Origin of the sequence: Corynebacterium sp. HMSC058E07 (genome assembly GCF_001809885.1) — a bacterium.
GTDB classification, from domain to species: Bacteria; Actinomycetota; Actinomycetes; order Mycobacteriales; family Mycobacteriaceae; genus Corynebacterium; species Corynebacterium macclintockiae.
This window is the reverse complement of the sequence record NZ_KV799281.1, coordinates 164599-191104: the sequence shown is the minus strand read 5'-3', so window position 1 is coordinate 191104 and position 26506 is coordinate 164599. Positions and strand designations below refer to the sequence as shown.

Genomic DNA, 26506 nt, shown 5'->3' with positions numbered 1-26506 from the left:
ACGTTCCAGGCTGGTTCTCCGGAACTCCATACCAACAATGCTGTCAAGAAATGAAAGTGCTGTCAAGGTGTGAAAGTGTATCTTGAGTCGTCGGAACCACCAATGGTTTTCCCTTACAGTGGTTGGCATGCTTGTCAATCATGTCGTGTATGACCTGAAGTACTCCTTCGACAGCATTCCCACCCGTCCTGCTCTTGCGCTTAAGGAGAGCACGCGGCCTGATACACCGACCACTTCGAAGGTATGTGGCACTCCCTACCTGCCGGAGCATGCGCCCTACCCGTATTACGATGGCCGGCCCATGTTCTTCATCGCCCAGTTTAATTTTTCCGAGCTAGAGCCCCTTCCAGGGTTCCCGACGACTGGGCTTCTTCAGCTTTTTGTACCTGACATAGAATTCTGGGGCGATTCTTGGATGGTGACGGACAAGCCGGATCTGTGCGCAGAACCCACCCCGTTCGCCCGATACTTCGAAGATTTCTCTGCGCCGCATGTCGGCGAGATGCCCGAAGAAGAGATTGAGGATTCGGGTGAACATCCAGCCCCTGAGCCATTCGATCCCGTCACTATCGACGGAGTTCGATTCGATCAAGAAGTGAATTACAGCACCCACGAGTACGGTCGTGTCATTTTTGATCTGAAGGGTCCCCGCGCCTTTTTAAGGAGGGGGCGGGATTTCGTAGATATTCACACTTATCGAGGAAACTTAGTTTCACGCTGGGTAATTGGTGGGAAAACGACATTTGAGCAGCCCCACCTTGACCTCGGGAAAACGACAAAGGATGCGTTTGATGCGGCCGTCGCCCGTGCAGAAAAAGAGGGCTTCACCGTTTACCCTCACGCCGATGAATATTTGGAGCCAATTGGCTATCCACAAGCAAACGGATCCTCGCTCGGTGGCTACACAATTCTTGTGAACGAAGGGCGATTTCCGTCGTCTGACCCTCGGATCGTGTTGGCGACGATTGATCAAGATGGCCCATGTGAGTGGGGCGATTCTGGAGTCGGAAACTTCTTCATCCACCCCGACGACCTGGCAGCACGCAACTTCGATCGGGTCATCTTCGGCTGGGATTGCTTATAGAGTTGCGCGCGGTCTGTGGCCGCCGCTATCTGCCGTTAGTCTTCTGCTCAATCGTCCAAAGCGCGCAGGTAGAAGCGGCGGATCAGGGCACGCCTCGGCAGGTCGATGACTGGGCGCAGGGTGGGGAAACGGGCGGGCTGAGATTTGGCGTCAATAAGAAAAAGAACCCTTCCGTCCTGCAGTCGCTCGAGGGTGAAGGTTTCCTCGCCCCGTTCGACGTGGCCAGGGAGAGTGCCGTAGGTAAAGCCGCAGCGATTGGGCTCGGAGAAAGCATCGATTACGCGGCAGCGGAAGGTCCACGGACCGAAGCCGAGTGCGACCTCGGCGCCAGTCTCCACAACCTCGTGGGTGGGGCGCACGCGGAAGAGGCCGCTGCGCTGCACACCCCAGCGGAAGAGCTTCTCCGCGGCGGTCTCGAAGTCCGCAGTGATGACCCGCGACATGTGTAGCTCCGGAAAGCCGTCGGTCGAGGTGTAGGAGAGGGGAGTCATAGGGTGCCTCAGGCTACTTGATGTGCCCGGAGATCTGCTCGTGCTGCGGTACGTAGGGGACGAAGTCCTGCACATAAGCCCCCATGGCAACCAGCGCATTAACACGTTCCCAGATCGGCGGGTGGGTGGCGGAGAAATCACGCTTCTTCGTCATAGCGCGCTTGAAGATGGAACCCTTTTTGCCCTGGTCGGAATTGTGGAAACCTTGGATGATGTCCTGCTCCGGGGCGTACAGAGCCAGGGAGCCCGGTGTGCCGTACATGGAGTTCTGCACCGTGGACGGGTTCGCCTGGTGAAACGCCCGGATGGTGATCAGAGCCTGCGCCAGAGCGGTTGGGTTACGGCAAAGCGCCACGCCATGGCTATCGGCTTGCTGCTCGCGGTAGCGCGACATGTAGGCCCTGGCGATGTTGGCCAACGCGGGGGCGGCGAGGATCACGCAGAAAGAAATCAGAAGGATCACCAGGGCAGCGACAGCGTTTCCGCCACCGTTCGAATTGGAGTTCGACCGGCTCCTGTTGTTGCTGCTGAAGCTGCCGTAGATAAACACCGACTGCAGGATGGCGATGACGGAGGCGATGGCCACCAGCTGCGTCATTACTCGGTTGTCGTCGGCGGTCAGGTGGCTCATCTCGTGGGAGATGACGGCCTGCATTTGTTCGCGGTTTAGCAGGTAGCCGAGTTCCTCAGTGACGACGATGGTGCCGGTGTGGGGCTTGTTCCGCTTGCCGCCCAAGGCGTAGGCGTTGGGCACGCCGGTGCCGATGAGGACGTAGACCTTCGGCGGGGATGGCAAGCCAGCGGCGATCGACATCTCCTCCACGATGTTGTAGACCATGCCCTGCTCTACCTTGCGCTTCTCCCCACCGATCGCGGAAATCACGGTCTTGGTGGCGAAGAAATAGGAGTACAGCAGGATCAGCGCGGCCACCGGGATGGCGACCCCGGCGGAGATCAGGATGACCTTGCCCAGGGTGTTGTAGTCAATGTCGCTTCCCTGAACACCGACGTAGGCAGCGCAGGCGCATGCCACGATGGAAAGCTGTAGCACCAGCACGTTCGCAATCCACGCGACGGCGATGCCTTTGCGTAGCTGCGATAGCGATTCGTTGAAAGTTCTGGGCTGGTGGGCCATTGCTCGTCCTTTCAGTACTTAGATCACCCGGGTGTACGTGGCTCAGCGGCGCACGCTGGTGGGGGTGAGTTAAGGGGAAACTAGAAAGAAACGTCGGGAGCCTGGCGCTTGGATTCCTCTACCTGGAAGAAGCCGAAGGGGTGGAAGCCGTGGACGGAAGCGACGATGTTGGTCGGCACGGACTGGATGGCGGTGTTGTAGGTGTTGGTGGAGGCATTGTAGTGCTGGCGCGCGAAGCCCACCTTGTTCTCGGTGGAAGCGAGCTCTTCCTGCAGCTGCTGGAAGTTACGGGATGCCTGCAGCTCTGGGTATGCCTCGGCGGTTGCGCGCAGGGTGGCCATGGTGCGGCCGAATACAGCGTCGGCCTGGGAAGCATCCTGCACATTGCCCGTGGCGCGGGCGCGGTCGGTGGCAGAACGTAGCTCGGCGATGTCGTGGAATACCTTGGCCTCGTGGTTGGCGTAGCCCTTGACCGTTGCTACCAGGTTGGGGATCAGGTCGCCGCGGCGCTGTAGCTGGGTATCGATCTGGGCGTATGCCTCGTTGACTGCGTTGCGCTTTTTGACGAGGCCGTTGTACATCGCGAACCAGATCAGCAGGAGGAGGACGAGGATGGCGATGATGATAATTGCGATGATCATGTCAGTAAAACTTCCCTGGAAAACTCGTGAACGTAACTATCTTGAATGTATCTGTGCAGAAAACTTTGGCGTGTGAAGGGGCGGGGTGCGCCCCTTACGCAAGCCGTTAATGCTGAAATGTATTATCGCTAACGTTTGTTCCCGGCGCAGGCGGGAGAGTCGAAAATCTTCCAGCTAGGGTGGGTTCCATGGCTAGCAATTCAAACTCGATGGTCGACCGCCAGCTTTCCCACCGCACGATCAGGGAGTTCACCGATCAGCCGGTGGACGACCAGACCCTCGCAACTATCTACGAGGTAGCCGGGCGCACGAAGGCCTTTGTGGAGGCCTTCACCGATGCCTGCCTGATGGCGCAGAACGTGGTGAATGCTGCGGAGTCTTTCGGCCTGGGCGCCAACTACCTGGGCAATGTTCACAACGACACTGCCGGGGTGATCGACCTACTACGATCTGCGCAACGCCAATCAGCGGGTGGATAGCTTCACCAATCAGGTGCTGAAGAACTTCCCCTTCACCCGCGACGGCAACGATGATTCGCTGCAAGCCGCGCGCTGGCAAGGCTTTATTGTTTAGTGCTTTTCTTTTGACTTCTTTCTGACGCCCACAGCGTCATTTGTGTCTAACCTCAAATTAACCTGCCGTTCAGATATTTGGGTTAGTATCCCGAGGAGTTTATAAAACTATCGCGATCGGCGCCGGGTGGGCCCGGAAGCTCGGCGTCCAAAAGAATCGCAGCAAGAGACTTCAAGGGTGAGGAATAAATAGTGACTAAGAACAAGAGCCTAAAGATCACGGCAGCGGCCATGATGGCTACGACCATGTCCCTTTCCGCAGTCAGCGTGGCGCCGGCGACGGCGCTGAGCATGCCGGCGATCGCTGGTTCCCAGGGACTACCGAACTACCCGCACCCCGTTCCGCACAAGGGCGCTCCGAACCCGCAGCCTTTCGGGCCGGAATACCTGGGCGGCTACATCTCTGACATCAGCTCCCACGGTTGGGGCGTTTACCTGGACGTCGTCGATGGCTTTAACGACGTGCGGGCCAACCACCCGGGTGTCATCAAGCAGAACCTGGACAAGGTTGTGGACATCAACAACGCTGCACAGAAGAACCCGGCAGCCATCAAGCGCGCGCAGAGCGATGCTCGGGCGGACAAGGATGGCGTGCTGATGGCGTTCTCCGACGCTCTGGGTGGCGAGCTCGGCCGGCACTTCCGCGATGCGCTGCGTGAGAACCGCCTGCCGAAGACCCAGTTCCTGTTGGGCAATGGTTACTTGGCACGCGCTGGCGGAGTGGCTTCCTCCACCTTCGTGGAAAAGATGGTGTTTAACAACGATCGCCCGTTCGTGGTTGCCCCGGACCGCATCAAGAAGTACCAGGACGGCAAGCGCGACTACTACGGCACCTCGAAGTCCTACCCGTCTGGCCACACCAACCAGGCCGTATGGTCCACCACGCTGCTGGCGCTGACCCTGCCGGAGCTGGCGCCGCAGATTCTGGCTCGTGGTTCCGAGGCCGGCCACAATCGCATTGTCATGGGTGTGCACTACCCGCTGGACGTCATGGGTGGTCGCATGTCTGGCACCGCAGCCGCTGCCGACCGCTGGAATGACCCGAAGATGCGCGACGCAATCCGCCAGGCAGGCAAGGAGCTGCGCGCCGAGCTGGAGTGGCGTGCGGGTCGTCCGATTTCCCAGGTAGTGAAGAGCGACAAGGCCTACCGCAGCACCGACCAGGCTGTGCGCGAGTACACCGAGCGCATGAGCTACGGCTTCCCGAAGATCTACCGCAAGGACGCGCCGATGGTAGTGCCGCAGGCCGCCCCGGATCTGCTGCTGGCCAAGTTCCCGAAGCTGAACTACAAGCAGCGTGCCTCCATCCTGCGCCAGACCGCCATTCCTTCCGGTTCTCCGCTGGATGACCAGGGGCCGCGCGGCTCTTGGCAGCGCCTGAACATGGCCGCTGCTTTCGCTGCAAAGGTCAAGGTTAACGGCGACGGAAGCGTCACCGTCCTGCGCTAATTCAGGTGGCAGGAAGGGCAGGGGTAACCTTTTTCAAACTGTTACCTCTGTGACGCATGTGAAATGATTTTTCTGCGCTAGGGTTAGTTCTGTCCATCAACAGAACTCTAAGGAAATAATGCTCTTCCGGTTTCCCTCAGCCTCACCTGAAACTATTCGTACTGCCCGCCAGGACAACGTCGCACCTCGGCGTTCTGCCCGGGGACGGGCGCGTCGCCGAATCGGTGCACTGATGGCAGGCGTGGCATTGGCGGCGACGACGGCGCTGGGCTCCGCCTTCACTGCACCGGAAGCTACCGCCGCACCGGCAGGCTCTGCGGATGCTTTCCTGAAGGCCACCGGGCAGCCCGGGCCACACCGGATTCCGGGCCACTACTTCACTTCCCCTGGGATTCCCCAGGCACAGCGAGACGCCGCGCCTAGCGTGCTGGCTGGCCCGTCCATGCCGATCTACGTCGGCAACAACATCTGCACCCTTAGCGTGGTCGGCTACGACAAGGCTGGCAACAAGGTGGGAATCACCGCGGGCCACTGCGGTGGCCCCGGCGCCCCGGTGGTCTCCATGGACGCCGAAAAGGCCGGACAGATCGGCACCGTCGTTCGCAACGGCTACCCGGATGTTGCCGTCATCAAGTTCAACAACAAGGTGCGACTGACACGCTCCTACAACAACGTGAACATCGGTGCATTGGGCGGAGCTACCCCGGCTAGCCTGCAGCAGCTGTGCAAGACGGGCGTAGCTACCGGTGTGTCCTGCGGGCCGATGCTAGCGATTTCCGGACCGTTCCTGGTTTCCCACCTGTGCGGATCCATCGGTGATTCCGGCGCCCCCATCTACGTGGGCAACCGTCTGGTAGGAATCGTCAACGGTGGCATGGCAAACCTGCCTTCCTGCACCACCCCGCTGCAGGGGCCGCTGCATGCGCCGACGGCCGGCGCGGCGTGGAATGTCATCGCCGCTGACCTCAACGCAGCTGGCGGGGTGGGCGCCGGATTCCGTCTGCCCTAGAGCTCTACAACTCCTAGCCCCAACAACGCCTAGCCCAAGCGCCCTCTGCCTAGCTGCAGCAGGGCCTTTGCTATATCTACACCCTCAGAGCCAAACTCCTCGCGGAACTGGTTAATGATGGCGACCTCGCGGGTATACACCAGCTTCGTGCCGCCGGAACTCAGGCGCGTCTTACCGATTGCCTTGGAGACTTCGCTGCGGCGGTGGATTGCGTCGATGATCACGCGATCCAGCCGGTTGATTTCCTCGCGGTAGGATTGAATTTCTGAATCCGACAAAGGATCGTCCGTGCCAGAGGGCATGCGGACCGTGAACTCAGTGAACTCTGTGGACTCTGAGGATTCGTTGTCGCTCATGGGCTGTATTCTACCGCTAGTTGTGCCGAAGAGTTTCAAGGGAGCATAAAGGGAAAACATGGACCACCAGCAGGATCTTTTCGCTGATCTGCCACTGCCCGAAGAGCCCCCGGCGTTTGAAGGCGAAGTTCCGCCACCAGAAGACGAACTGCCGCCAGAGGGCTACGAAAGTGTTTTGGCGAATCTGCATTCCACTGGTTCACAGCCCACGCCGGGGCAGGAACCTGCACGCGCCTCCTACGCGCAGCCGCTACGTGGCGCTGGAATGGTTGTGGGGGAGACGGGGCGTCATAAAGAAAAGCTCCTCGAAGGCCTCAACCCGCAACAGCGGCAGGCGGTCGAGCACATGGGCAGCCCCTTGCTGATCGTGGCGGGCGCGGGCTCGGGTAAGACGAGTGTGCTGACGCGCCGCATCGCCTACCTGCTGGCAAACGGTGTAGCGCCGTGGCAGATCCTGGCGATTACCTTCACCAACAAAGCCGCGGCGGAGATGCGCGAGCGCGTAATGGACATGGTCGGCCCGCAGGCGGAACGCATGTGGGTTTCCACCTTCCACTCTTTCTGCGTGCGGGTGCTGCGGGCCAATGCGCACCTCGCGCCGGGGCTGAACACGAACTTCAGCATCTACGACTCGGACGATTCGAAGCGGTTGATGACGATGATCATCAAGGATGCCTCGCTGGATCTGAAGGAGTTCTCGCCGCGCGGGGTGCTGAACGTGATCTCTAATTGGAAGAACGAGCTGGTCGGGCCGGCCGGTGCGCTGGAAGAGGCACAGCGCGATTCCAACCCCCACACGGCGCAGATCGCCTCGCTGTACAAGACCTATCAGAACCGCCTGCGGGCGGCGAACGCGGTGGACTTCGACGACCTGATCGGTGAGGTCGTGGCGATCCTGAACAGCAACCCCGACGTGCGCGAGCACTACCGGCGCCGCTTCCGCCACATCATGGTCGACGAGTACCAAGACACGAACCACGCCCAATATGAGCTGGTCGCAGCGCTGGCAGGCAAGGGTAAGGCCGAGTCTGAGTTGTGCGTGGTGGGCGATGCCGACCAGTCGATCTACGCCTTCCGCGGCGCGACGATCCGCAACATTGAGGAGTTCGAGCGCGACTACCCGGATGCCCGCACCATCCTGCTGGAGCAGAACTACCGCTCTACACAGCGGATCCTGTCTGCCGCCAACGCTGTGATCGACCGTAACCAGGGGCGCCGTCCGAAGAAGCTGTGGACCGACCTGGGCGAAGGCGAGCTGATCGGCGGCTACGTTGCGGACAACGAGCACGACGAGGCCAACTTTATCGTCCAGCGGATCGACGACCTGGTGGATAACGAGGGCTACTCCTACGGCGATATTTCGATCATGTACCGCACCAACAACGCCTCCCGCGCGATTGAGGACGTACTGGTGCGTTCCGGCATGCCGTACAAGGTCGTCGGTGGCACGCGCTTCTACGAGCGCCGCGAGGTCCGCGACATTGTGGCTTACCTGAAGGTGCTGGACAACGCAGAGGATACGGTCGCGTTGCGGCGCATTATCAACACCCCGCGCCGTGGAATTGGCGACAAGGCCATCGCGCAGGTCACTGTTCACGCGGAAGGGCAGAGAATCGGTTTTTCGGCTGCTCTTGTGGACGCCGCAGCGGGGAAGGTGGCCGGCCTTTCCGCACGCGGCCGCAATTCCATTGGCAAGTTCCTGGACATGATGGACGAGTTGCGGGCTGAGACAGAGACGATGGAAATGACGGCTTCGGACGGATCCGGTCTGGGGCTGCCCGACCTGGGGCGCGTGATCTCCGCAGTGCTAGATGTGACCGGCTACAAGGAGTTGCTGGAGAAGTCCAACGACCCGCAGGACGGCGCGCGCCTGGACAACCTGAACGAGCTGGTGAGCGTGGGGCATGAGTTCTCGCAGGAGTCGGCGAACCTGAAGGCGTACGAGGAGATGCCGGTCGGTGGTGACAGTGCCGGCAACCGCGCTGGTGGGGACAGTGCCGGTGGCAGTGCTGGGGACAGTGCCGGTGCCGACAGCGCCGAGGCGATGCTGGCGGAAGGGGAGGCGCCGCTGGGCAGCCTGCAGGCCTTCCTGGAGCGCGTGAGCCTGGTGGCCGACGCGGATCAGATTCCCGCGGACGAGCAGGACATGGTCACGCTGATGACGCTGCACACCGCCAAGGGGCTGGAGTTCCCCGTTGTGTTCTTGACCGGTTGGGAAGACGGCCAGTTCCCGCACATGCGTGCGCTGGGTGACCCGACGGAGCTGGCAGAGGAACGCCGCCTGGCTTATGTGGGTATTACCCGCGCAAAGCAACGGCTGTTCCTCACCCGCGCGATCACGCGCAGTGGTTGGGGAGCGCCAGTGAACAACCCGCCGTCGCGCTTCTTGTCGGAGGTGCCGGAGGATCTGCTGGAGTGGATCCGCGAGGAGCCTGCCCGATTCGGCAGTGGTCTGGATTCCGCCTGGGGTGGCGGTGGCTATGCCGACGGGACCAGCTTCGGTGGCTCTGGCGGCTGGGGTTCGGGCTCTGGCTCCGGCGGGTGGGGCAACCAGTCTTACCGTAAGCCTGCGAAGAAGTCGAAGCCGGCCTTCGGGGCTGGCTCGAAGAAGAACCAGGATCTGGACTTGGCTGTGGGGGACAAGGTCAACCACGACAAGTACGGTCTGGGAACGGTGAAGAGCGTTGATGGCAGTGGCTCGCACACCACGTGCATGATCGACTTCGGCAGCCAGGGTACGGTGCGCCTGATGTTGTTCGGTGGTGTGCCGATGGAGAAGCTCTAGCGGCAAGCTCTAAACGGTAGTTCCCAAAGAGCGGGATGCGCCCCGGGTGACGTTACTGAAGTGACTAATGTTGCAGATGTTTCGCGTAGGATACTTTTCCGATGTAACGTATTTTCTTGACCAAACGATGGCCGAAGAGGAACAAGAAGGGAATTTATGTCGGATAACCAACAAGTCGCATCCAAACTGCAAAACCTCAAACATTTCGGCGAAGCAGCGTGGGCGGAGACCCATGCCATTGCCACTGGATTGGGAACTGCGCTGAAATCGGGCGTAGTCGTTAAAGGCGGTGGCGTTAAAGGCAAAGCAAAACTGGCGGAGAGTATCGCCCGCTACGGCTTCACTGCTGCGCGTCAAGCCTGGTACGCAGCAGAAGTAGCGCCAAACCGCACGGCCATCATCGATGACATCGGCGAGCGTACGTACACCGAGGTTCGAAGCGATGCACTTGCCTTCGCCCGGGCGCTGCAGCGCATGGGGCTGGGGCCGGGGAAGAATATTGCGGTCATGGCGCGTAATTCTCGCGTGGTTGTCTATGCACTGATCGCTAAGGGGTTCATCGGGGCAGACATTTGCCTGCTCAATCCAGCTTCCAGCCCAGTTCAGCTGCAGAAGTCAAGGGAAGAGCTGGACGTCCACACCATCATCATCGATGAAGAGTTCGCAGACAGGCTGCCTGCCGACTATTCCCGCGCCAAGGTGATCATCGGCTACGCGGAGGATCCTAATAATCCGAAGACCCCGAATCCGGATTGGGAGACCTTCCAGCAGGTCATCGATAACGCGCCTTCCGAGGCGGAGGAGAAGCTACCTACGATCCCGAAGCGTGGCTTCATCACCATCATGAGCTCCGGCACTTCTGGTACTCCAAAGGCTGTGGTGCACCGAGAGCCACCTATCCCGACACCCCTGGCGGACCTCGTTACGTGGATCCCATGGCGCGCGGAGATGATGATTCAGCAGACCGCCTCTATGTTCCACTCGTGGGGCTGGGCGAACGTCAATCTGATCTTTGCTCATCGAGCGACTGTGGTGTTCCGCCGCGTCTTCGACCCGGTTCAGGCCATGGAAGACGTAGAGCGTTACAAGATTAACGGCATCATTACTTCGCCGATCTTCATTAAGGAGCAGCTGAAGGTCGCTCAGAACGGCAATTACGATGCATCGGCGGTGGAGTTCATCGTGTCCTCCGGCAACGCCATGCATGAAGATCTGCTTCGCGGCCTGCACAAGCAATTCGGGCCTGTGGTCTGCAACTTCTACGGCTCCACGGAAAACAGCGTGGTCGCCATTGCGAAGCGGGAAGAGCTGGCCGAGAATCCGGCCTTGGCTGGACGCCCGGTTCGCGGTGTGCGCGTCAAAATCCTGGATGACGACGGCAACGTGCTGCCGCCGAACACACCGGGTCGAATCTATGCGCGTGGCACGATGACGATGCGCCGCTACGCCCTCACTCGCGATCGCATGAAGATCAAGCATGGTCTGTTGGAGATCGGCGACCGCGGATACCTCGATGAGGAAGGTCGACTGTTCGTGCTTGGTCGTGCAGACGACATGATCATTGTTGGCGGAGAGAACGTCTACCCGCGCAGTGTTGAAGAGGTACTGGCGCCGATGCCTGGTGTGAGGGATCTCTACGCAAAGGGTGTGGACGACGAAGAGAGCTTCAAGCGCATGGCCGTGTGGATTGTCCGCGAAAACAACCCAGAGGGTGAAGCGCTGACTAAGGAATCCGTCCAAGAATGGATCCGGGACAACCTCGCGGAGCACTCCGTTCCCCGCGAAGTGACTTTCCTGGATGAGCTTCCGCGCAATCCGACTGGTAAGGTCATGCCGGCAATGCTTCCAAACGGCTAACATTTTTGTATCTCGATCGATAGCCTTAATAAGGCCAAAACAATCACGGGAGAAACTTATGAAGAAAATTGCACGCATTCTGACTGCGACGGTGGCCGTGGCCGGCTCCGTTGTGGGGCTGGCGCCCGCTGCACAGGCAGCCCCCGGAAACACCGTTTTGCTGGGCGATTCCTACTTTGCTAACACGACCTTCAACCAGATCATTGACGCCAAGAAGAGCGGCAAGCGCAAGTGCATCCAGGGTAATTTCCGCGTTGCGACCGAGCTGCGTCGCCTGACCGGAGCTCGCGTGGACGATTACTCCTGCAACGGCAAGGAGCTGTACCTGGGACGCGAGCCGCTGGAGGCTCGCCTGGATCAGGCTATCCGAGACGGCAAGCTGAACCGCCACACGCGCAATGTGCCGATCATGGTTGGTGCCAACGACACGTACCGCACCCTTGATCCAATCAACAACCGTGCGGCAGCTCGCTCCTATGATCGTCTCGCAAAGAAGATCAAGCGCGTTGCTCCTGGCGCTCGTATCCAGTTCGTGAGCTACCCGCACCTGACGAACGACCGTGCTGGACTTTGCCTCATCCGTCCCCGCGGTTTGCCTCGGATTCAGGCTCCGTTCCCGATCGTGAAGGAAGCTGAGCGTCAGCTCTGGCGGCAGGCTCACGACGCAGCTAAGCGCAACGGTGGCGTGTTCGTTGACCTGCACCGCTCCACGCATGGTCACGATACGTGCCAGCCGGGCGGAAAGGCATGGGTTGCTGGCGTATTCGACAGCCAGACTCCGCGCTACAACCTGACCCTGCACATGTCGCACACAGGCGTTACCAACGCGGCTAAGCAGATCGGTGCTGCTCTGCAGTAGGCCATCTGCAACAAGGGGAGGGGGCTCCTGGAAAACCTAGAGCCCCCGCTTTCCAAACAAACGGATAGAAGAGAGGCCTCCCGGTTGCCTTAGAAAGGCAACCGGGAGGCCTCTTTGTGGTCTAAAGGGTTAGCTAGCCTAGAGCGTGATGCCGCGCTCTTCCAGCCACGGCTTCGGGTCGATAGCGTCGCCACCGTTCGGGTGAACCTCGAAGTGGAGGTGGGAGCCGGTGGAGAAGCCGAGGGCGCCCATGCCAGCAATCTTCTGGCCGCTGGTTACGCGGTCGCCAACCTTGACGTTCAGGGTAGCCATGTGGCCGTAGACGGTGACGGTGCCGTCGTCGTGCTTGATGCGGATCCAGTTGCCGAAGCCGGAAGCCGGGCCGGAATCGATGACCGTACCGTCGTGTACGGCGCGGATCGCGGTGCCCACGGCGTTGGCAATGTCGATGCCCTTGTGGAAGCTGCCCCAACGCGGGCCGAATCCGGAGGTGAACGTGCCCTCGGCAGGCTTGACGAAGTCGGGCATGCGAGCAGCGAGATCAGCCTCGGTGCGCTGCTTGGCGAAGCGCAGGACGGAATCCAGCTGCTGGGACAGGTCGGAGACCGGCTTGGCCTGGGGAACCTCGAGGATCTGAGGTGCCTCAGCGTTGTTGCCCTCTGCCGCTGCGGGGTTGGAGCTGCCCTGCGCGCCCTCTGCATTCGCGCCCTCACCCTGAGCCAGGATGGTGGTGTTCTCCGAAGCTAGGGCGATGTCCTTGTCGGCATCCTGGGTTGCGCCAGCGGTGGCGCCCGCTGCGCCGGCGGTGGTCATCGCGGTCGTGGCGACTGCAACCATGGCGAAACGGCTCTTGGCGGTCGGCTCCTGCTTGCGGTGCTTGCTGGTGCGGCGCTGAGTAGTGTTCTGCACTGTTCTCTGTAACCCTTTGACCTAATCGACTGCTGTGATCATCTCTCAAATGTGGTGCTTCAAGCTGTTCTGGTTGGCTCGAAGCCTTTGCGTGAGCATTTCGTAACCACTTTGTTATCAACGGAACGTAACACTATCCGGTCGGCAACGTTGCAGCAACTAATTCAGCCAAAAATAACGCTTTGATTACACTGCGGGGGTAGTGGGGTTAAAGGTGATTTTTGGCAATGTCCGATTATCCCAGTTCCGAGACGGTTTATTTTGCACATTCGGGGGAGGGGGATGGATTGGTGATCTTCGGCACGCTACCTCCAAACCCTCAAGTAGAACCTGAAGCGTGTTGCGCGAATGTGGCTCTTCCCATGTAGAGAACAGTGTTGAAGAAGCATTACTTAGAGGTGGGTCAGTCCGCCAGGTGAAGGGGAGTCTTAGGCACAATAGGACGGGTGAGTAAAGATTCTGCTGCCCAACGACCCGGATCCCGACGATCTGCGTCTTCGCGACGCCCCGGCACCGGCCGCACCCGGCGGTCTGCCACGAGTGGTGACGCGCACAGAGTTAAGGGCAGCGGCCACGAGCGGTTCGTTGCTGCAGAGCATGCCAAGGGCAACTCCGTCGGCAGCGGTGCAAAGGCCACGCCGACAACTTCCGGGACAGTGAAGCACCAGCAAGCTGCGGGTGGGCTGAAATCTGCGATTGCGACGTGGTGGTCCAAGTGGAAGCCTCACGTTAAACGCTTTGGCCCACAGTTGCTCATTAATCACGCTGTCACCGTGGGTGTGATCGTCATTATCGCCGTTCTTATCGGAATCGGCGCCGGATTCGCCGTTGTGCCAGCCAGCATTGCCTCCATGTGGATGACCTTTAACCTTGCGCCGGTGGAGATGGCGGGGGCGAAGTTGGGGTTCGTTCCGCTACTCCCCGCGGTGGCGGTGGTCTGGGGGCACGCTAAGCGGGCTACGACGGTGCTGGGCAACTCCATCAGTGTCCGCGGGCTGCGGGTGTTCACCACCCTGAGTCTTCTGATTCCTTTGCTATTTACGTGCATTGCGTGGCTGATGTTGTGGGACGCCTCGCGCGTCTACGACGTCACACCACCGAACCTGCTGGTAGCGCTGATAGCTACGGCGCTGGTGAACGGCGCTGCAATCGTTATTGGAATGCGAGCGCGCGTGTGGCGCGCGTTGCTGCTGCGCCGCGGATGGTCGACCTGGCCGGTTGAATCGGTGCTTCTGGCAGGGCGGTTCTTGAAGTGGATGAGTGCGGCCGGTGCTATCGCGGCGCTGGTGTACCTGCTGACGAACCTGGAGGCCTTCGGTAAGGCCTACGACATCACGACCACCACGATGGGCGTGGTGGGGCTGACGTTCGTGGCGTTGTTATATGTACCCAACGTGGTGATCGGTGCGGTGGCTGTGCTGCTGGGCGGAGAGTTCCACGTTGGCAATGGCGCCGTGAGCCTCTTTACTGCCAACAATGTGAATCTGCCCCCGGTGCCGATCTTGGCGGCAATCCCGAACGATCAGATTCCCTTCGGCCCCGCGCTGCTGGCCGTTCCTGCTGCTGTGGCCGTGGGCTGTGTGTACACGTTCCTGCGCGGGCGGAACTTCGTTGAAGCGCCTTTGTTGCAGGCGGTGGGTGCGGGTGCTTTCGCCGGTTTCATCGGATTCTGTGTTTCTTGGCTGGCCGGCGGAGAGATGGGTGTTTATGGGCACGCCGGTGCTGTGGAATGGCTCTTTGCTATCGAATTGGCGGCCTGGCTGCTGGTGCCTGCGGCCGTCATGATGTTCTTCACCGCACGCCGCGGGGAGGCTGTCGTTGAGGACATTCCGGAGGCAGAGGTTGTGCCGACGAAGGCGCAGCAAGCCGAAGCGGAGGCTGAGACTGATGCTGACCCTGCTGCGGATGCTGACGCTGCCGAGGGGACTGATGATTCTGAGGATGACGCCCCTACGGAGGAACCGGAAGAAGGGGAAGATGGGGGCGTCACGAAGAAAGAACAAGAAGATACAGACGACACAGAAGATACAGAGGAGAGCGACGATGAAGATAGTGATTCTGGCGAGCGGGACGGGGACCCTGCTCCAGAGCGTGATTGATAACGTCGACCGCTCGCGGGTCGAGATTGCGGCCGTGGGCAGTGACCGGCAATGCGAGGCGCTCGACCGTGCCGAGCGAGCGGGCATCGAACACTTCCTGGTCGAGTACGTGCCGAAGCAGACCGACCGGGACAAGTGGAACGAGGAGCTGGCGGACAAGCTGGCCAGCTACCAGCCCGACCTGGTGGTCAGCGCGGGTTTCATGCGCATTATCGGTCCGACGGTGGTGGAGCGTTTCGAAGGCAAGATCATCAACACCCACCCGGCGTTGCTGCCCGCATTCCCCGGAGCGCACGCCGTTGAAGACGCACTGGATTACGGTGTGCGAGTGACCGGGTCTACAGTTCATGTTGTAGATAGTGGCGTGGACACGGGGTCGATCATTGCCCAAAAGGCGGTAGAGGTCGCGGACGGCGACACAGTCGACAGTTTGCATGAAAGAATCAAAAAGGTGGAGCGCGCACTCTTGGTAGAGGTGCTGCACGACATCGCCGGAACGACTGATTAAAACCTTCCAAAGACGAAAGGCCAGGATCCAAAACAATGAGTGATGGCAGCACAGCAACCAACGATGCAGACAAGAAGGCAATCCGCCGCGCACTGATCAGCGTGTACGACAAGACTGGTCTGGAGGACCTGGCGAAGGGACTGCACGCGCAGGGCGTAGACATCGTGTCTACCGGCTCTACCGCAAAGAAGATCGCGGAGGCCGGGGTGCCGGTCACCGAGGTTGAGGCGCTGACCGGATTCCCGGAGGTGCTGGAGGGGCGCGTGAAGACCCTGCACCCCCGCGTCCACGCTGGCATCCTGGCCGATACCCGCAAGGACGACCACCTAAAGCAGTTGGAGGATCTGGACATCGAGGCCTTCCAACTGGTCGTTGTGAACCTGTACCCGTTCACCCAGACCGTGGCTTCCGGCGCAGATTTCGACGCCTGTGTAGAGCAGATCGATATCGGTGGGCCGTCCATGGTGCGCGCAGCGGCGAAGAACCACCCGTCGGTGGCCGTTGTTGTGGATCCCAACCGCTATGAGAATGTGGTTGCCGCTGCCGGTGCCGGTGGGTTCACCCGCGCGCAGCGCACTGAGCTGGCTGTAGACGCTTTCCGCCACACCGCCGCCTACGACGTTGCTGTGGCGACGTGGATGGGGGAGCAGGTCGCAGAGGGTGCAGAGGACGCTGAAGGTGCAGAGGCTGTGCACTTCCCCGAGTGGATCGGCGCCTCCTACGAGCGCGCCAACGTGCTGCGTTACGGCGAGAACCCGCACCAGGCTGCCGCGCTGTACTCCAATGGAACTGGCCTGGCCGGTGCCAAGCAGTTCCATGGCAAGGAGATGAGCTACAACAACTACACCGACGCGGACGCTGCCTGGCGTGCTGCGTGGGACCACAAGCGCCCGACCGTGGCCATCATCAAGCACGCCAACCCGTGTGGCATTGCAGTATCCGACGTGTCCATTGCCGATGCGCACAAGAAGGCCCACGCCTGTGACCCGATGTCCGCCTTCGGCGGCGTGATCGCCGTGAACCGCGAGGTCAGCGTAGAGATGGCCGAGCAGGTCGCCGAGGTGTTCACCGAGGTCATCATCGCGCCGGGCTACGAGGACGGTGCTGTGGAGATCCTGTCGCAGAAGAAGAACATCCGCATCCTGCAGGCCGAGGCTCCGAGCGAGGAGCCGGAGCTGCAGGGGCGCGAGATCTCCGGTGGCCTGCTGGTGCAGCAGGCCGATGCCATCGACGCGAAGGGCGACGACCCGCAGAATTGGACCCTGGCGGCCGGCGAGGCTGTCGACGAGGCCACCCTCCGCGAACTGGAATTCGCTTGGCGTACCGTGCGTGCGGTGAAGTCGAACGCTATCTTGCTGGCGAAGGATGACGCCACCGTGGGTGTGGGCATGGGACAGGTCAACCGCGTGGACGCTGCCAAGTTGGCGGTAGAGCGCGCAAACTCCCTGGCTGGTGACGAAAAGCGCGCTGAGGGTGCAGTTGCAGCCTCGGACGCTTTCTTCCCCTTCGCCGACGGCTTTGAGGTGCTGGCTGCCGCTGGTGTCCGCGCAGTCGTGCAGCCCGGTGGCTCGGTCCGCGATGCGGAGGTCATCGAGGCGGCGGAGAAGGCGGGCGTCACCATGTACCTGACCGGCGAGCGCCACTTCGCGCACTAGAAAAACACACCCCCACGCGCAGGAGTTCCCCCCCACCAATGTCTAACGAACACCCCACTAACCCTGGCATCGGCAGCAATTCGAACCAGCCGGAACCACCGCAGTATCGGCACAATGCGAATGCGCCGGAGCAGAATCAGTGGCAGCAGTGGCAGAACTCTCCGCAGCCCCAGTTCTCGCAGCAGCCCCCGCAGCAGTTCTCGCAACAGCCCCCGCAGAATCCTCCGTACCACTACGAGGGCTCTGACGGGGACAGCAAGTTCAAGCCGATCATGGGCATCATTCTGGCCGCGATCTTGGCTATTGCGCTGATCCTGGGTGCGGCCTACTACCTAGGCTGGATCGGCAGCCGCAACGACAACGGCGGCACCGGTGGAGGCGCTTCCCAGTCGCAAGGAGCCGACGGCGGTAGCTCCAGCGGTGACGACGAGGGGGACGATGCCGCGCAGGGCGAAGAGTCGGACTCCGACGGCCAGGACAGCGAAGAGTCCGAAGGCCGGGACGAGGACGGCAAGGACGAGGATGGCAAGGACGAGGATGACGCAGAGGATTCCCGCCCCGCCCGCCCGAAGCTGCCCTCCGGGGCAGTCCCCGCCAACCAGTCCGCCGAGCAAAACAAGCCCGCCGGCGACTTCAACAACGTCTACACCGGTAGCGACATCACGTCGAAGCCTTTCGCCCGCGCGGTTCGCGACGCATTTGTTACCCACTACCTGGACACGGATGAAACCGAAGGTACGGTGAAGGCTCACTCGTCGGTGACGGGTCAGACTTACACGATGAAGTGCAAGGATAACGGCCAGTATGTCACCTGCACCGGGGGCAACAATGCCATTGTCTACATCGCTTAAGACCCGTCGCTCGCTTGTCGCGACGCTGCTCGTCGCTGTCGGTGCGACTGCTGCCGGTTGCACGATTGGTGATGTGGATGGGGAGGACGCCACGTCGTCCGCAGCGACCACCTCAGACAAGCAGGACGCGTCCACCGCTGGGCACCCTCCGCGGCCGACACTGGGGGCGTCCCCCACAAAGAACCCGCACAAGCCAGAGAAGCCGCAGGAGAGAACCGACGTGGAGCTGCACTACGACGGCAGCGCGACGATAGCCGTGGCCGGAATGAAGGGACCGGGGCAGACCGCGGTTGCGCCGTGGTCAACTATGAAGGTGCCGATTGCGATTGCGGCTTTGCGCAATGATCCGGGGATGAGCGCTACGGTGGCCCAGGCGATTCAGAATTCGGATAATGCGGCGGCGGAGACGCTGTGGTCCTCTCTCGGTTCGCCGCAGCAGGCGGCAGAGGCCACGGGTGCGGTGATTTCGGAAGGCGGCAGCACTGCGCGTGTGGAAACGCAGCCGGTGCGGCCGGGTTTTAGTTCTTTTGGTCAGAGCGAATGGTCGTTGTCCGCGCAGGCCGATTTTGCCTCGCACTTGCGGTGTATCAAGGGGGCAGAGCCGGTGGTTAAGGCCATGGGCAATGTGGCCAACGGCGGGGGCTACGGCCTGGGCACGATCCCGGGCGCCATCTTTAAGGGCGGCTGGGGTCCAGATGCCGATGGCGCCTATGGGGTGCGGCAGTTCGGGCTGATCCCCAAGTCGGAGGGCGACGGTGGCTATGTGGCTGTGGCCATCGCCGTGAAAAGCCCGGATGGTAGCTATGAGTCGGCGCAGGCGGAGCTGACCGCGGCTGCGAAGTTCCTCAAGGGGAAGGTGGGTAGCCTGCCCGCGGCCGCGTGTTGAGTGGATTGCGGGTAGTACGGGCACTGTCTGTCGGTTAGCGGCGGATAACCAGTAGTGTGTGAGCTATGAGCTCTCAATATCTAGACGACCCCAACACCGAGGGGTTATCTCCGCGGGCGGCGGCAAAGGAACAGCGCCGGGTGGAACTCCTGCGCGCCGCTGCGTCGATCATGGCGGACAAAGGGTTCCACGGCACGCGCCTGGAAGAGGTCGGGGAAGCTGTGGGGATATCTGGCCCGGGGGTCTATCGGCACTTCTCCGGGAAAGGGGAAATCCTCACCGAGCTGATGACCGGAATCTCGGAATACATGCTCTCTGAAGCGCAGGGGATCGTCGAGGGGTTGGTGGATCCGCGCGAGCGATTGGCCGTATTGATTGATTTTCAGGTGGACTTTGCGCTGTCCCGCCCAGAGTTAATTCGCCTGCATAACCGCGAATTGTTCCGCATGGGGGAGGAGGGGCGCGGGCGCGTGCGCTCAGTGCAGGGGCGCTACCTCAAGCTATTGGCGGAGTCGCTGGCGCAGATGGATCCCCGCTACAAGGGGGAGGCTGGGAGGATTACCGCCCAGCTGCTGGTCGGAATGATTAACTCGTCGGAGCTGACCCGGGGGTGGGCGTCCACGGCATTGGTGCGGCGCCAGACGTTGGCTGCGGCGCGCGCGGCGGTGGGGCTGGGGTAGCGCTGAGGTAGCGCTGGGGTAGTGCCGGGGGACCCACCACTTTCGGGGGTGTTTTTGGGGGAGAAACTTTTTAGATTCACTAGCAAAAGTGGTTCAGCTCACATACAGTGCGTGTTACAGGTTAGTTAATCGTCTGTAACTGAAATGTAGGAGTGGAGGGCGACGAACGCCCCGCTCCCTCGCCACACTCAAGGAGCTGCACACGTGGAAACCGCAACCCCCCGAGCGACAGACTCTGCCGAGCCGCGCGGCATACCGAGCCACCGCGAGCTCGTCCAGGAACTACGCGAGCGCCTCACCCGCGCTCAGGACGGCGGCGGGGAGAAAGCCCGCAAGCGGCACACCGACCGGGGCAAGCTGCTACCGCGCGAGCGCATCCGCCTACTGCTGGATCCCGGCAGCCCATTCCTGGAAATCGCGCCCCTTGCCGCCGAGGACATGTACGACGGTAAGGCACCGGCGGCCGGAATCATCGCCGGGGTCGGGCTTGTTCACGGTCGGCTGTGCTTGATCGCTGCTAATGACGCCACCGTCTCCGGCGGCACCTACTATCCCATGACGGTGAAGAAGCACCTCCGCGCCCAGGAGATTGCCGAGCAAAACCACCTGCCGTGCATCTACCTGGTCGATTCTGGCGGAGCGATGCTGCTGCAGCAGGATGATGTGTTCCCGGACCGCAACCACTTCGGCCGCATTTTCTTTAACCAGGCGAACCTGTCGGCCAAGGGCATCCCGCAGCTATCAGCAGTGATGGGCTCCTGCACCGCCGGCGGCGCCTACGTTCCCGCTATGAGTGACGAAACCATCATCGTGGAAAACCAGGGCACCATCTTCCTGGCTGGCCCACCGCTGGTGAAGGCCGCCACCGGCGAGGACGTGACCCCCGAGGAGCTCGGCGGTGGCGCGATGCACTCCCGCATTTCCGGCGTAACGGATCACCTGGCCGCCGACGACGAGGATGCACTGCGGATCATGCGGGGCATCGTAGAGACCCTGCCGGAGCCCAAGCCCACCCCCTGGAAGCGCAGCACCCCGGTTCCCGCACCACGCCCCCAGGAGGACCTCTACGACATCGTGCCCACCGACCCGAAGATTCCCTACGATGCGCACGAGGTCATCGAAACCCTCTGCGACGAGGGCAGCCTGTCGGAGTTTAAGAGCGAATACGGCAACAGCATCATCACTACCTTTGCCCGGTTGGAAGGCCACCAGGTCGGAGTGATTGCCAACAACGGCATCATCTTTGCCGAAGCCGCCATGAAGGGCGCACACTTCATCGAACTCTGTGAGCAGCGCAACATCCCCATCATCTTCCTGCAGAACACCACCGGTTTCATGGTGGGGCGTCAATACGAAGAAGGCGGCATCGCGAAGCACGGGGCGAAGATGGTGAACGCCGTGGCCACCGCATCGGTGCCCAAGCTGACGGTGGTTACGGGCGCGGCCTTCGGTGCCGGCAACTATTCCATGTGCGGGCGGGCTTATTCGCCCCGCTTCCTATGGATGTGGCCGAACGCGCGCATCGCCGTGATGGGCGGGCCCCAGGCAGCCATGACGCTGTCCACCGTCCGACGCGCCCAGATTGAACGCCGCGGCGGGGAGTGGTCGGCCGAGGAACAAGAGGCATTCGAAGCCCCCATCCGCGAGATGTTCGATGAGAAATCCACCTGCTGGTATTCCACCGCCCGCCTGTGGGACGACGGAGTGATCGACCCTGCCGATACCCGTCGCACCCTCGCGATGGCGCTCGACATCTGCGCCCAGGCTCCGCGCGAGGAAACCGGCTTCGGCGTATTCCGCATGTAGTCCAGCCCAGTCTCAGCTCTAGTCCGACGACGTACGCACCACAAGAAAGAGAAACTGACGTGAGTGACACAAACGCCCTCACCGGCCCGTTCGATACGGTGCTGGTCGCCAACCGCAGCGAGATCGCCCTCCGCGTTATCCGCACCGTACACCGCATGGGGCTTAAGGCCGTGGCCGTTTACTCCGAAGCGGATTCCGCCGCGCCGCATGTGCACGCCGCCGATAAGGCCGTGTGTCTAGGCTCCGCCGCCGCTGCCGAGTCTTACCTCAACATCGATAAGGTTATTGACGCCGCCAAGGCGACCGGCGCCGGCGCCATCCACCCGGGCTACGGATTCCTCTCCGAGAACGCGACCTTCGCCAAGCGCTGCGAGGACGAGGGGATCATCTTTATTGGCCCGCCGGCGAGCGCGATCGACAAGATGGGCGACAAAATCACCGCCCGCGCAACCGTGGAATCTCGCGACGTGCCGACCGTCCCCGGAATCTCCCGGCCGAACCTGACGGACCAGGAGATCATCGACGCATCCGAATCCGTGGGCTACCCGGTGCTGATTAAGCCCTCCGCAGGCGGTGGCGGCAAGGGAATGCACCTGGTGGAGGAGCCAGAGAAGCTGGCCAGCGCGCTGGTGTCGGCCCGCCGCGAGGCAGCCAGCTCCTTCGGCGACGACACGCTGTTCCTGGAGCACTTCGTGGACACGCCCCGGCACATTGAGGTGCAGATCGTCGCCGACTCGCACGGCAACGTTATCCACCTGGGCGAGCGCGAATGTTCGCTGCAGCGCCGCCACCAAAAGGTCATCGAGGAAGCTCCGTCCGCTCTGTTGGACGAGCAGACTAGGCAGGAGATCGGCGAGGCCGCCTGCGACGCAGCTCGCGCCTGCGGCTACTGCGGTGCGGGCACCGTGGAGTTCATCGTCTCCGCGAAGCAGCCCGAGCGCTTCTTCTTTATGGAGATGAACACCCGACTGCAGGTCGAGCACCCAGTCACCGAGATGGTTACCGGCCGCGACCTGGTGGAGTGGCAAATCCGCGTGGCTCGCGGTGAGGCCCTGCCGATCGCGCAGGACGACGTGCAGCTCAACGGACACTCAGTGGAGGCGCGCGTCTACGCCGAAGATGCCGCCGCCGGATTCCTGCCCACCGGTGGTCTGATCACGGGTCTTTCCTGGCCGCGCGGGGAAGGGATTCGTGTGGACGCCGGCGTGGTGGAGGGCCAAGAGGTCAGCTCCGACTACGACCCCATGCTGGCGAAGATCATCGCCCACGCCGACACGCGCGAGGAGGCCTTACAGCGCCTGGATCAGGCGCTGTCCCACACGCGCATCGAGGGACTGACCACCAACATCGACTTCAACCGCTTCCTGGTCACCCGCCCGGAGGTTATCGCAGGGGATCTACACACCGGTCTGCTCGACTCCATCGTCGAAGAATTCCAGCCCCGCGAGATCCCCGCGGATACCTTCGCCGTCGCAGTGCTGTACCTGGCTGGGGCGCTGGGTGGCGGGGACGAAGGGGCGTCCCTAGTAAAGACCCCAACGACCCCGCTGGGCAGCACGTGGACCGCCCGCGACGGTTGGCGCGGCGCGGGGCAGCGCGCACCCCTGCGACTGGTGCTGGCCGACCCGGGTGGCGTGACTGCGCCGGTGGAGGCTCGTGCGGAGTATCAGGATGGTGCGTGGAATGTGCAGCTCACGCCGCTGACCAGTGGCGATGGTGAGGGCACTGCAGTGGATACCGAAACCCGACGCATCCAGATGGTCGCGAACCCACAGGCAAGCGCCACCGAATGGCGACTCTCCATCGACGGCGCCCCGGCTGAAAAGTGGAGCGCCACTGCCAGCGGTAGCATCACCGGCCCGCACGGCACGCATGTGGTGGAGGTGTTCTCCGGCACTGCGAACGACGCGGAGGCCAGTGCGGAGGACTCGCCGGACATTCTGAGCCCCATGCCGGGCACCGTCATTGCAGTGGAAGTTGCCGACGGCGACCAGGTCACCGAGGGCCAGCCCGTGATCGTCATCGAGGCCATGAAGATGGAACACACCCTGGTGGCCACCCGCGACGGGCAGGCCAAGATCAGCGTTTCCATCGGCCAGAAAGTCGGCACCGGAGAAGTCCTGGCGGAGGTCATCGCGGCCGACAGTGCAGATACAGCTGACAGCTAAACCCTTCACTTCACACTTATCTCCCTAACCCAGAAACCTAACCCAGAAAGAGAACCCAAACCATGAGTCAGAGCACCAAGAACCGCAACCCCTACCTGTCCGACGAGCTGCACGAGCTGCGCGCCAGCGTTGAGGACTTCGCCAACACCGTCGTCGACCCCGTCGCCGCCCAGCACGACCGCGAGCACACCTTCCCCTACGACGTGGTCCGTCAGATGGGAGAGATGGGGCTGTTCGGCCTGCCGATCTCCGAGGAATACGGCGGCATGGGCGGCGACTACATGGCCCTCGGCGTGGCCCTGGAAGAGCTTGCCCGCGTGGACCAGTCCGTCGCCATCACCCTGGAAGCTGGAGTCTCGCTGGGCATCATGCCGATTTACCGCTTCGGCAGCGATGAACAGAAGCAGACCTACCTACCCAACCTGGTGGCGGGCAAGAACCTGGCGGGCTTCGGCCTGACGGAGCCCGAGGCCGGTTCCGACGCAGGTGGCACCAAGACCACCGCCAAGCTCGACGGCGGCGAGTGGGTGATCAACGGCTCCAAGCAGTTCATCACCAACTCCGGCACGGACATCACCTCCCTGGTCACCGCCACCGCCGTCACCGGCCAGCGGGAAAACGGGAAGAAGGAAATCTCCGCCATCATTGTGCCCACCGGCACGCCCGGCTTCACGGCCGAGCCCTCCTACAACAAGGTCGGCTGGAACGCCTCCGACACCCACCCGCTGACCTTCGACAACGTCCGCGTGCCCGAGGAGAACCTGGTCGGCGAGCGTGGCCGCGGCTTCGCCTACTTCCTGTCCATCCTCGAAGAAGGCCGCATCGCCATCGCCGCGCTGGCTACGGGTGCCGCCCAGGGCTGCGTCGACGAGTGCGTGCGCTACGCCAAGGAGCGCACCAGCTTCGGCAAGCCGATCTCGGAATACCAGGCCATCAGCTTCAAGATCGCCCGTATGGAGGCGCGCGCCTGGACTGCCCGCCAAGCCTGGTATGCCGCCGCGGCGAAGATGGCCGCGGGGCTGAACTTCAGCAAGGAAGCCTCTATCGCCAAGATGGTCGCCTCCGAGGCGGCTATGGATAACGCCCGCGATGCCACGCAGATCCACGGCGGCTACGGCTTTATGAACGAATACCGAGTCGCCCGTCACTACCGCGATTCCAAGATCCTGGAGATCGGCGAGGGCACCACTGAGGTGCAGCAGATGCTCATCGCCCGCGCCCTCGGCGTGTAGGTCGGGCGGAGCACCTCAGCGCGTGGATACCGACGAGGCGTCACAAAGAAAAAGGGCATAAGGAAAAAGGAGACCAGCGACAATGAGCGCAGAAAAAGAAGTTGTGCAGCGCGGCCTGTGGTTCGAGGAGTTCACGGAGGGCGTGGTGTACCGGCACCAGCCCGGGCGCACCGTCACCGAGGCGGACAACACGCTGTTCACGACCATGACCATGAACACCCAGCCGTTGCACATCGATGCGGCCTGGGCTGCCACTCAGGATGGCTTCCGCGGCGAGCGACTGGTGAACTCCATGTTCACGCTGTCGACGGTGGTGGGGCTGTCCGTGAGCCAGCTTTCCCTCGGCACCATCGTGGCCAACCTGGGGTTCAGCGAGATTTCCTTCCCCGCGCCCATGTTCCACGGCGATACCCTCTACGCCGAAACGCGCTGCGTGGGCAAGCGGCTGTCGAAGTCGCGGCCGGGGCAGGGCATCGTGGAGTTGGAGCACATCGGGCGTAACCAAGACGGCACCATCGTGTGCAAGGCCACGCGCAAGACGCTGATGCAGTGCGCGCCGGAAGGGGGCGGCGATGTCTAACACCCCTTGGCTGCCGAAAGGTCCCGCGCTGCTGTTCGCCCCCGCCGATCGCCCCGAGCGCTTCTCCAAGGCCGCCGAACGTTCCGACATGGTCATCCTTGACCTGGAGGACGGCTGCCGCGCCGAGAATCGCGCCGAGGCCAGGCAGAACGTCATCAACGCGGACCTGGATCCGGAGCGGACGATCGTGCGCATTAACGCAGTCGATTCCTCCGATTTCGCCGCGGATATCGCCGCCGTCGTGGACTCGCCGTTGAGGACCGTCATGGTGCCGAAGGTCGAAAGCGCTGTCTCTTTTACTGACGCCTATTCCAACCGCCCGGCACTTCCAGCTGACTTCCGCGCTATCGCCTTGATCGAAACTCCCCGGGGAGTGGTGAACCTTGCCGAGATCGCCGCAGACCCGCAGGTCGTGGCTCTGTTCTGGGGAGCAGAAGACCTCACCGCTGCGGTTGGGGGAACCAGCTCGCGCTATCGCGCGGACGAGGTTCCCACACCAGGCGGTGGCCCTTCTGGTCACCCGGGCGGTTACCGCGAAGTGCCTCGGCTGACCCGCGCGATGGTGCTGATGCACGCTGCAGCTGCGGGCATCGTGGCGCTGGATTCGATCCATGCGGACACGAAGGATATCGAGGGTGCCAGGGCGGAGGCGGTCGACGCCGCGGCCAGTGGTTTCGCCGCCACTGTGTCCATTCACCCGGGGCTGGTGCCCGCCATTCGGGAGGCCTATGCGCCCACAGAGGAGCAAGCCACCTGGGCGCGCCGGGTGATCGAAGGCGCTGCCGAGAACTCCGGGGCTTTCGCCTTGGATGGCCAGATGATCGACGCACCACTGCTGCGCCAGGCCGAAGTGATTGCCGCCAGAATCCGCTAACTACCTCGCTTTACCTGCTC

The 26506-nt window shown here is 62.0% G+C and carries 22 protein-coding genes and 1 pseudogene; 18 read left to right on the top strand and 5 right to left on the bottom strand.

Going from position 1 to position 26506, the window contains the following annotated elements:
* Positions 1-127: 127 nt before the first annotated feature.
* A complete protein-coding gene (locus HMPREF2678_RS08970) occupies positions 128-1084 on the top strand; it encodes a DUF1963 domain-containing protein (protein ID WP_070552038.1) in 957 nt (318 codons plus the stop codon).
* A gap of 47 nt (positions 1085-1131) precedes the next feature.
* Here the strand turns inward: HMPREF2678_RS08970 and HMPREF2678_RS08965 are convergent, their stop codons facing one another.
* From HMPREF2678_RS08965 to HMPREF2678_RS08955, 3 genes are all read right to left on the bottom strand, one after another.
* Positions 1132-1575 (bottom strand): DUF1990 family protein, encoded by a 444-nt coding sequence (locus HMPREF2678_RS08965; protein ID WP_034979495.1) that lies wholly within the window; start codon positions 1573-1575, stop codon positions 1132-1134.
* Between the two features lie 13 nt (positions 1576-1588).
* The gene (locus HMPREF2678_RS08960; protein WP_070552036.1) at positions 1589-2710 is read right to left on the bottom strand and encodes a M48 family metalloprotease; all 1122 of its coding nucleotides are present in this window, start codon (positions 2708-2710) and stop codon (positions 1589-1591) included.
* 80 nt (positions 2711-2790) lie between these two features.
* Positions 2791-3351 carry a LemA family protein gene (locus tag HMPREF2678_RS08955; RefSeq protein ID WP_034976684.1) on the bottom strand — a complete coding sequence of 187 codons (561 nt, stop codon included), beginning with the start codon at positions 3349-3351 and terminating at the stop codon, positions 2791-2793.
* Positions 3352-3539: 188 nt separating this feature from the next.
* On the opposite strand from HMPREF2678_RS08955, the pseudogene HMPREF2678_RS08950 reads away from it, so the two are divergent.
* The 3 genes and pseudogenes from HMPREF2678_RS08950 (at position 3540) to HMPREF2678_RS08940 (ending at position 6381) form a co-directional block, all read left to right on the top strand.
* A pseudogene (locus tag HMPREF2678_RS08950) lies at positions 3540-3924 on the top strand (hypothetical protein).
* Between the two features lie 191 nt (positions 3925-4115).
* Positions 4116-5372: an acid phosphatase gene (locus tag HMPREF2678_RS08945; protein ID WP_034972315.1), complete on the top strand. Its 1257-nt coding sequence runs from the start codon at positions 4116-4118 to the stop codon at positions 5370-5372.
* A 232-nt stretch (positions 5373-5604) separates the two neighbouring features.
* Positions 5605-6381, top strand: a complete 777-nt coding sequence (locus HMPREF2678_RS08940; protein WP_237743886.1) for a chymotrypsin family serine protease — start codon at positions 5605-5607, stop codon at positions 6379-6381.
* Positions 6382-6410: 29 nt separating this feature from the next.
* Here the strand turns inward: HMPREF2678_RS08940 and HMPREF2678_RS08935 are convergent, their stop codons facing one another.
* The gene (locus tag HMPREF2678_RS08935) at positions 6411-6737 is read right to left on the bottom strand and encodes a chorismate mutase (protein WP_034967537.1); all 327 of its coding nucleotides are present in this window, start codon (positions 6735-6737) and stop codon (positions 6411-6413) included.
* A gap of 58 nt (positions 6738-6795) precedes the next feature.
* Between HMPREF2678_RS08935 and HMPREF2678_RS08930 the strand changes: the two genes are divergently transcribed.
* From HMPREF2678_RS08930 to HMPREF2678_RS08920, 3 genes are all read left to right on the top strand, one after another.
* Positions 6796-9522, top strand: a complete 2727-nt coding sequence (locus HMPREF2678_RS08930; RefSeq protein WP_371325843.1) for an ATP-dependent helicase — start codon at positions 6796-6798, stop codon at positions 9520-9522.
* A gap of 156 nt (positions 9523-9678) precedes the next feature.
* Positions 9679-11379 carry an AMP-binding protein gene (locus HMPREF2678_RS08925; RefSeq protein ID WP_070552031.1) on the top strand — a complete coding sequence of 567 codons (1701 nt, stop codon included), beginning with the start codon at positions 9679-9681 and terminating at the stop codon, positions 11377-11379.
* 58 nt (positions 11380-11437) lie between these two features.
* Complete coding sequence (locus tag HMPREF2678_RS08920) at positions 11438-12238, top strand: SGNH/GDSL hydrolase family protein (RefSeq protein ID WP_070552029.1); 801 nt, start codon at positions 11438-11440, stop codon at positions 12236-12238.
* A 138-nt stretch (positions 12239-12376) separates the two neighbouring features.
* Here the strand turns inward: HMPREF2678_RS08920 and HMPREF2678_RS08915 are convergent, their stop codons facing one another.
* On the bottom strand, positions 12377-13147 hold the full coding sequence (locus HMPREF2678_RS08915) for a M23 family metallopeptidase (protein WP_070552026.1): 771 nt from the start codon (positions 13145-13147) through the stop codon (positions 12377-12379).
* Between the two features lie 446 nt (positions 13148-13593).
* On the opposite strand from HMPREF2678_RS08915, the gene HMPREF2678_RS08910 reads away from it, so the two are divergent.
* From HMPREF2678_RS08910 to HMPREF2678_RS08860, 11 genes are all read left to right on the top strand, one after another.
* Positions 13594-15246, top strand: a complete 1653-nt coding sequence (locus HMPREF2678_RS08910) for a cell division protein PerM (protein ID WP_246817928.1) — start codon at positions 13594-13596, stop codon at positions 15244-15246.
* On the top strand, positions 15191-15754 hold the full coding sequence (gene purN / locus HMPREF2678_RS08905; RefSeq protein WP_070552024.1) for a phosphoribosylglycinamide formyltransferase: 564 nt from the start codon (positions 15191-15193) through the stop codon (positions 15752-15754). Before HMPREF2678_RS08910 ends, purN begins: the two co-directional genes overlap by 56 nt.
* 35 nt (positions 15755-15789) lie before the next feature.
* A complete protein-coding gene (gene purH / locus HMPREF2678_RS08900; RefSeq protein ID WP_070552022.1) occupies positions 15790-17409 on the top strand; it encodes a bifunctional phosphoribosylaminoimidazolecarboxamide formyltransferase/IMP cyclohydrolase in 1620 nt (539 codons plus the stop codon).
* Between the two features lie 38 nt (positions 17410-17447).
* Positions 17448-18260, top strand: coding sequence for a hypothetical protein (locus tag HMPREF2678_RS08895; RefSeq protein ID WP_070552020.1), 813 nt, complete (start codon positions 17448-17450; stop codon positions 18258-18260).
* The gene (locus HMPREF2678_RS08890) at positions 18238-19146 is read left to right on the top strand and encodes a hypothetical protein (protein WP_070552018.1); all 909 of its coding nucleotides are present in this window, start codon (positions 18238-18240) and stop codon (positions 19144-19146) included. Before HMPREF2678_RS08895 ends, HMPREF2678_RS08890 begins: the two co-directional genes overlap by 23 nt.
* 65 nt (positions 19147-19211) lie before the next feature.
* Positions 19212-19826: a TetR/AcrR family transcriptional regulator gene (locus HMPREF2678_RS08885; RefSeq protein ID WP_034979480.1), complete on the top strand. Its 615-nt coding sequence runs from the start codon at positions 19212-19214 to the stop codon at positions 19824-19826.
* A 204-nt stretch (positions 19827-20030) separates the two neighbouring features.
* A complete protein-coding gene (locus HMPREF2678_RS08880; RefSeq protein WP_080716137.1) occupies positions 20031-21632 on the top strand; it encodes an acyl-CoA carboxylase subunit beta in 1602 nt (533 codons plus the stop codon).
* Between the two features lie 59 nt (positions 21633-21691).
* Positions 21692-23800, top strand: a complete 2109-nt coding sequence (locus tag HMPREF2678_RS08875) for an acetyl/propionyl/methylcrotonyl-CoA carboxylase subunit alpha (RefSeq protein WP_070552016.1) — start codon at positions 21692-21694, stop codon at positions 23798-23800.
* Between the two features lie 62 nt (positions 23801-23862).
* Positions 23863-25032: an acyl-CoA dehydrogenase family protein gene (locus HMPREF2678_RS08870; protein ID WP_070552013.1), complete on the top strand. Its 1170-nt coding sequence runs from the start codon at positions 23863-23865 to the stop codon at positions 25030-25032.
* Between the two features lie 82 nt (positions 25033-25114).
* On the top strand, positions 25115-25612 hold the full coding sequence (locus tag HMPREF2678_RS08865; RefSeq protein ID WP_034967489.1) for a MaoC family dehydratase: 498 nt from the start codon (positions 25115-25117) through the stop codon (positions 25610-25612).
* Positions 25605-26486, top strand: a complete 882-nt coding sequence (locus HMPREF2678_RS08860) for an HpcH/HpaI aldolase/citrate lyase family protein (RefSeq protein ID WP_070552012.1) — start codon at positions 25605-25607, stop codon at positions 26484-26486. The genes HMPREF2678_RS08865 and HMPREF2678_RS08860 overlap by 8 nt, the downstream gene beginning before the upstream one ends.
* The last annotated feature ends 20 nt before the right edge of the window (positions 26487-26506 follow it).

Excerpts from the sequence above, each read along its gene's own strand:
- HMPREF2678_RS08970 (WP_070552038.1), top strand. The coding sequence starts at position 128 with ATGCTTGTCAATCATGTCGTGTATGACCTGAAGTACTCCTTCGACAGC.
- HMPREF2678_RS08965 (WP_034979495.1), bottom strand. The coding sequence starts at position 1,575 with ATGACTCCCCTCTCCTACACCTCGACCGACGGCTTTCCGGAGCTACAC.
- HMPREF2678_RS08960 (WP_070552036.1), bottom strand. The coding sequence starts at position 2,710 with ATGGCCCACCAGCCCAGAACTTTCAACGAATCGCTATCGCAGCTACGC.
- HMPREF2678_RS08955 (WP_034976684.1), bottom strand. The coding sequence starts at position 3,351 with ATGATCATCGCAATTATCATCATCGCCATCCTCGTCCTCCTCCTGCTG.
- HMPREF2678_RS08940 (WP_237743886.1), top strand. The coding sequence starts at position 5,605 with ATGGCAGGCGTGGCATTGGCGGCGACGACGGCGCTGGGCTCCGCCTTC.
- HMPREF2678_RS08935 (WP_034967537.1), bottom strand. The coding sequence starts at position 6,737 with ATGAGCGACAACGAATCCTCAGAGTCCACAGAGTTCACTGAGTTCACG.
- HMPREF2678_RS08930 (WP_371325843.1), top strand. The coding sequence starts at position 6,796 with ATGGACCACCAGCAGGATCTTTTCGCTGATCTGCCACTGCCCGAAGAG.
- HMPREF2678_RS08925 (WP_070552031.1), top strand. The coding sequence starts at position 9,679 with ATGTCGGATAACCAACAAGTCGCATCCAAACTGCAAAACCTCAAACAT.
- HMPREF2678_RS08920 (WP_070552029.1), top strand. The coding sequence starts at position 11,438 with ATGAAGAAAATTGCACGCATTCTGACTGCGACGGTGGCCGTGGCCGGC.
- purN (WP_070552024.1), top strand. The coding sequence starts at position 15,191 with ATGAAGATAGTGATTCTGGCGAGCGGGACGGGGACCCTGCTCCAGAGC.
- purH (WP_070552022.1), top strand. The coding sequence starts at position 15,790 with ATGAGTGATGGCAGCACAGCAACCAACGATGCAGACAAGAAGGCAATC.
- HMPREF2678_RS08895 (WP_070552020.1), top strand. The coding sequence starts at position 17,448 with ATGTCTAACGAACACCCCACTAACCCTGGCATCGGCAGCAATTCGAAC.
- HMPREF2678_RS08890 (WP_070552018.1), top strand. The coding sequence starts at position 18,238 with ATGCCATTGTCTACATCGCTTAAGACCCGTCGCTCGCTTGTCGCGACG.
- HMPREF2678_RS08885 (WP_034979480.1), top strand. The coding sequence starts at position 19,212 with ATGAGCTCTCAATATCTAGACGACCCCAACACCGAGGGGTTATCTCCG.
- HMPREF2678_RS08870 (WP_070552013.1), top strand. The coding sequence starts at position 23,863 with ATGAGTCAGAGCACCAAGAACCGCAACCCCTACCTGTCCGACGAGCTG.
- HMPREF2678_RS08865 (WP_034967489.1), top strand. The coding sequence starts at position 25,115 with ATGAGCGCAGAAAAAGAAGTTGTGCAGCGCGGCCTGTGGTTCGAGGAG.
- HMPREF2678_RS08860 (WP_070552012.1), top strand. The coding sequence starts at position 25,605 with ATGTCTAACACCCCTTGGCTGCCGAAAGGTCCCGCGCTGCTGTTCGCC.